The sequence below is a fragment of the Acidovorax sp. GW101-3H11 genome (assembly GCF_001633105.1).
Taxonomy (GTDB): Bacteria; Pseudomonadota; Gammaproteobacteria; order Burkholderiales; family Burkholderiaceae_C; genus Acidovorax.
The window spans coordinates 1-4,869 of sequence record NZ_LUKZ01000039.1 but is presented as its reverse complement, the minus strand read 5'-3'; the positions used below and the strand labels follow the sequence as shown (position 1 = coordinate 4,869).

The 4,869-nt window shown below is 63.5% G+C and carries 5 protein-coding genes; 2 read left to right on the top strand and 3 right to left on the bottom strand.

All coding sequences use genetic code 11. The features are described 5' to 3' along the window. Positions 1-284: 284 nt before the first annotated feature. Complete coding sequence (locus A1D30_RS24475; RefSeq protein WP_063463338.1) at positions 285-1,121, bottom strand: MetQ/NlpA family ABC transporter substrate-binding protein; 837 nt, start codon at positions 1,119-1,121, stop codon at positions 285-287. Between the two features lie 234 nt (positions 1,122-1,355). Further along, entirely contained in the window at positions 1,356-2,444 is a 1,089-nt protein-coding gene (locus tag A1D30_RS24470; RefSeq protein WP_063463337.1) for a DUF6817 domain-containing protein, read from the bottom strand. A 319-nt stretch (positions 2,445-2,763) separates the two neighbouring features. Between A1D30_RS24470 and A1D30_RS24465 the strand changes: the two genes are divergently transcribed. Continuing rightward, positions 2,764-3,435: an XRE family transcriptional regulator gene (locus tag A1D30_RS24465; protein ID WP_063463336.1), complete on the top strand. Its 672-nt coding sequence runs from the start codon at positions 2,764-2,766 to the stop codon at positions 3,433-3,435. Then, positions 3,432-3,992, top strand: coding sequence for a GNAT family N-acetyltransferase (locus A1D30_RS24460; RefSeq protein ID WP_063463335.1), 561 nt, complete (start codon positions 3,432-3,434; stop codon positions 3,990-3,992). Before A1D30_RS24465 ends, A1D30_RS24460 begins: the two co-directional genes overlap by 4 nt. Positions 3,993-4,509: 517 nt before the next feature. Here the strand turns inward: A1D30_RS24460 and A1D30_RS24455 are convergent. Continuing rightward, the coding region (locus tag A1D30_RS24455; RefSeq protein WP_157891358.1) for an integrase core domain-containing protein at positions 4,510-4,869 on the bottom strand (360 nt) is incomplete at its 5' end.

Below are 4,869 nucleotides of genomic sequence, written 5' to 3'. Positions count from 1 at the left end.
GCCAACCAGCAACTGTTCGGGCTCGCAACAAACGGCCAGCCATCCACGCCAAATGCTCTCCCGCGGGCTCGCGGCCCAGAGGGCCAACGGGCTGTGGATAACCGCACAAACTCATTTCCCCAAACATCGAAAACGAAAGATACAAGGGTTGGGGAGAGGGGGCGCACAGGCAAGGTGGTCGCAAAGAGTGCAACCCCTCTCCCCCGCCCCCTCCCACAAGGGGAGAGGGAGTCAACCCCCCGGATCGCAGCGCACCCCCTTGCAGGGCGCACCGACCGTCAGCCTCAGAACCCTGGCAGCACCGAGCCCTTGAACTCGGTCTGGATGAACTTCTTCACTTCCTCCGAGTGGTAGGCCTTCACCAGCTTGGCGACCCAGGGCTTGTCCTTGTCGGCTTCGCGCACGGCGATCAGGTTGACGTAGGGGCTCTTGGCGTTTTCTTGCGCAATCGCGTCCTTGCCGGGGTTCAGGCCCGCCGACAGCGCGAAGTTGGTGTTGATGGCCGAGGCGTCCAGGTCGTCCAGCGAGCGCGGCAGCTGGGCGGCGTCGAGTTCGACGAACTTGAGCTTCTTGGGGTTGCTCACCACATCCAGCGGCGTGGCTTTCAGGCCTGCGCCGTCACGCAGCTTGATCAGGCCTTTGTCCTGCAGCACCAGCAGCACGCGGCCGCCGTTGGTGGGGTCGTTGGGGATGCCGAACTTGGCGCCTTCCTTCAGGTCTTCCAGTTTCTTGACCTTCTTGGAATACAGGCCGATGGGGAAGTTGACGGTGTAGCCCACCGACACCAGCTTGTAGCCCCGGTCGGCCACTTGCGCATCGAGGTAAGGCTTGTGCTGGTAGCTGTTGGCGTCCAGGTCGCCCGCCGACAGCGCGGCGTTGGGCTGCACGTAGTCGCTGAACTCGACGATCTGGATCTTCAGGCCGTCCTTCTCGGCGACCTTCTTCACCTGCTCAAAAATCTGCGCGTGGGGGCCGCCCGTCACGCCGATCTTGAGGGGCTTGTCCTGAGCGATCGCGCCGGTGGAGAAAGCGGCGGCAGCAGCCAAAGCCAGGGCAGATTGCAGGAGGAGGCGCTTGTTGTTGTTCACAGGGAAAACCTTTCGTAAAGAGATGGAACGCATCCTAGGGTTTTCCCGTTAAAACTGGAACAACTAAGTTTTCATTTCATTACAACTCAATCGAATAAGAAGACAAGACCCGTGCACCCTACCCCCACCTCATGAGACTGGCGCGCGCCCGGCGAGGGCAGCCGAGCAAGGGCCGCCCCGCAGCGAGGGCTGCGTCCCCCTTCCCGAATCGCGCAGCGATTCGAGAGAAGGGGCAAGTGGCGCAGCCACTCAGGGGGATGTTCCAAGTCACCCGCGCAGCGCCACGTTGTTCAGCTTGTCCAGCCGCTCAGGCCAGGTGCCCTCCACCGTCGCGCCCTGCAGCAGGATGCGCGTCCAGGCCACCCAGGCGTCCCACTGCACGCGCTTGTCCCACGCGTTGCCCCAGGCGCAGAACAGGTGCAGCGCGCTCTCGGCAGCGGCCTTGGCGTCCTCCTTGCGGCCAGCGGACAGATACAGCTGGGCCAGCACCATCTGCGGCTCGCCCACCCAGGGGTTGTGGCGCACGGCGCTTTCCAGCACGCAGGTGGCCACGTCCAAGTCCACCAGCGGCTGGTCTTGCTGGATGACGGACCAATACAGCGACGTGGCCGCCGCCTCGTTGGCGGCCGACAGGTACTGCGAGCAGTGCGCAAACACCGGCGGCATGGGCAGCACATCCTTCAGCCCCGGGTGCTGCAGCGCCTTCGCCAGCCCGTTGATCTGGTGCACCATGCGCCCCGACGGCCGCATGGGCCCGGGCCAGAGCGATGCAGCCCAGTGCGCCTTCTGGTTGCGGTGCTGCACCTCGGGGAAGCGCGAGAAGACGTCGTCTTGCCAGCTGAACCACTGCTCGATGGTGTCGGCCATGCTCACGATGATGAAGGCCGCCACCTCATACGGCGTGAGCACATGGTCCTGCCCATCCTTTTGCAGCACCAGGCTGCCGTCGGCCTCCAGCGCGTGGGCCAGCACCTTTTGCACAAACTGCGTGCGCGACTGCGTACAGAACAGGTAGACCAGGTGTTCGGCCGACTCGCCCGCAATCTCGCGCACCCGGGCGCGCTCCTTCGCGGGGTCGAACTTCACCAGGTCCACAAACGCATTGCCATACACGCTGTGCAGCAGCCCCAGCAGGCGCACGTCGCGCGGCTGCTGCCACACGGTCAGGGTGCGCGTCACGCCCACCAGGTGGTGGCGAAACGTGCCCGCCTTGTGCCAGTCCTGCCCCACATTGCGTGCCAGCACGGTGGGCAGCACGGGGGCCAGTTCGGGGTCGCGGGTCAGCCATTCGTCGTCCAGCAGCGGCAACGCGCGGGCAAACAGGTCGGCATCCAGGGGGTGAAGCGGCAGGGTCATGGCGGGGTGTCTCCGGTGTTCTCGTGCGATCAAACCCATCAGGCCCATCGGGTGGGCCGAATGGATCGGCGGGTGGGTGAAGAAAAATGCAAAGTACACACAGTATCAGCATCGCCCCGGACCCGCGCCATCGGGCGCACCCTGTGTTTTACAAGCAAAAATGGGCCTTACCGCGCGACTGTATTGCCCAAGCAGCTATCAAAAATATAGTAGCCACCCCCAACGCAGCGCGCACCGGCGCTCCGTATCGCATCAAGGCACTCTGGTGGAGCCCTGCAATTTCCAGTTTTATGGATTTCATTTCCATTAAACTGCCGCCATGGACATCCACCACCACATCGCCCAGCGCCTGCGCGAACTGCGCAGCGCCCGGGGCTATTCGCTCGACGCCCTGGCCGAACGCAGCGGCGTGAGCCGCTCCAACATCTCGCTCATCGAGCGCGGCGAAAGCAGCCCCACGGCGGCCGTGCTCGACAAGCTGGCCATCGGCCTGGGCGTGGCGCTGGCCTCGTTTTTTGATGACGGCGGTGAAGGCCGCGAAGGCGCGCAGCCCCCCTCCCCCCACATCCGCGCCGCCGACCAGCCCCGGTGGCAAGACCCCGCCTCGGGCTACGTGCGCCGCCGCCTCTCGCCCCCCGCGCCCTCGCCACTGCAGCTGGTGGAGGTGGTCTTCCCCCCCGGCCAGCGCGTAGCCCTGGACTCGGCCGTGCCGGGCGCCGACATCCACCAGCAGATCTGGCTGCTGGAAGGCCGCATGGAGCTGACCGTGGGCGACACCCTGTGGCCGCTGGCCGCAGGCGACTGCCTGGCCATGCAGCTCAACCAGCCCATCGTGTTCCACAACCCCGGCACCGCGCCCGCGCGCTACCTGGTGGCGCTGGCCACGGTTGCGCCCTTTGCAGCATTCACACCATTCGCCCCGCGCGGCCAGTCCCCTGCGCGCGTGACCGCCCCCACCACCACACCACCACCCGCCCGGAGAAAACCATGACCGCCGCTGCTACCCACGCACAAGCCCAGTCCACATCCGCAGCCACCATCCGCCGCCTGCGCCCCCACGAAGCCGCCGCCAGCGTGGGCGCGCTGGCCGATGTGCTGATCGACTGCGTGCACGGCGGCGCCTCGGTCAGCTTCATGGCGCCCCTGCCGCGCGACAAGGCCCTGGCCTTCTGGCGCGGCGTGGCCGACGGCGTGGCGCGCAACGAACGCGTGCTGCTGGTGGCCGAAGACGCCAGCGGAGCCATCGTGGGCACCGTGCAGCTCATCACCGCCATGCCCGACAACCAGCCCCACCGCGCCGACGTCGCCAAGATGCTGGTCCACCGCCGCGCCCGCCGCCAGGGCATCGCCCAGCAACTCATGGCCGCCGTGGACGATGCCGCACGTGGGGAGCACAAAACCGTGCTGGTGCTCGACACCGTGACCGGCGGCGACGCCGAGCGACTGTACGAACGCGCAGGCTGGCAGCGCGTGGGCGTGGTGCCGGACTACGCGCTGATGCCGGATGGGGCGTTGTGCGGGACTACGTTTTTTTGCAAGAGGGTGTGAGGAATGTGAAGGGAGCTTGCGTGCAAAGGGTGGAGCTGCACGTAGCGCGCCGATGCTAATAGCACTGAAGCACTGCACGCTCCAATGCGCTGCCGCCACACATAGTTGCTCCAAGCGCACACCACTTTGATTTTCAACTTCGTTTGGGAAACAGTCGTCGCCTTACTAGTAGGAGTTGGCTCGCACTCACGCAAGGCGCAGAAGGATAATTTTATCCTAGGCCAAATAACACCTTTCAATCACGCGTCAAAAATTTTCAAGATAATAATTTTCTTGAAAAACAAGCATTCACGTGCTATAATTACATTTGAATCATCAAATCATTCCCAGTGATTTGACGCATTCATAGTCTGCTCTCATTGCCCATTCAGCCCATGCGCTGACTAGAAGTTCGGGTCAAAAAAAATATTTAAGGCATCAACCGCATTTATTAATGCGCGTTTGCTTTCGCTCGATCTCTCACTCGTACAGTGAGCCAGTCTAGGGCTTTTCAGCCCATTCCTATTGGCCATTAGGCCTAATTGTCACATCCCGGACGATCATATGGCCGCTTGTGAAAAAGATGCGGATGCGTCTGATGCCACTCTTTCATGGCCTGCATAGGCGTACTGCTCTTGAGCGCTGACTGCGGCAACTGGTGGTTGTACAGGGCCACATAGCGCAGCAAGGTCTGCTCCATATCTTCGCGGCTGTTGAATCGGTGGGTCTTCAGGACGTCCGCTATGCGGCCATTGAACCGCTCCACCATGCCGTTGGTTCTCGGGGTCCTGGGCTTGGTCAGCCGGTGCTCTATGCCCAGCTCCTGGCACAGTTGGTCGAACTCATGGTTGCCGCTGGGTTCGCGCTCCCGGCTGGCAAACAGTCGGTCTGTGAACTC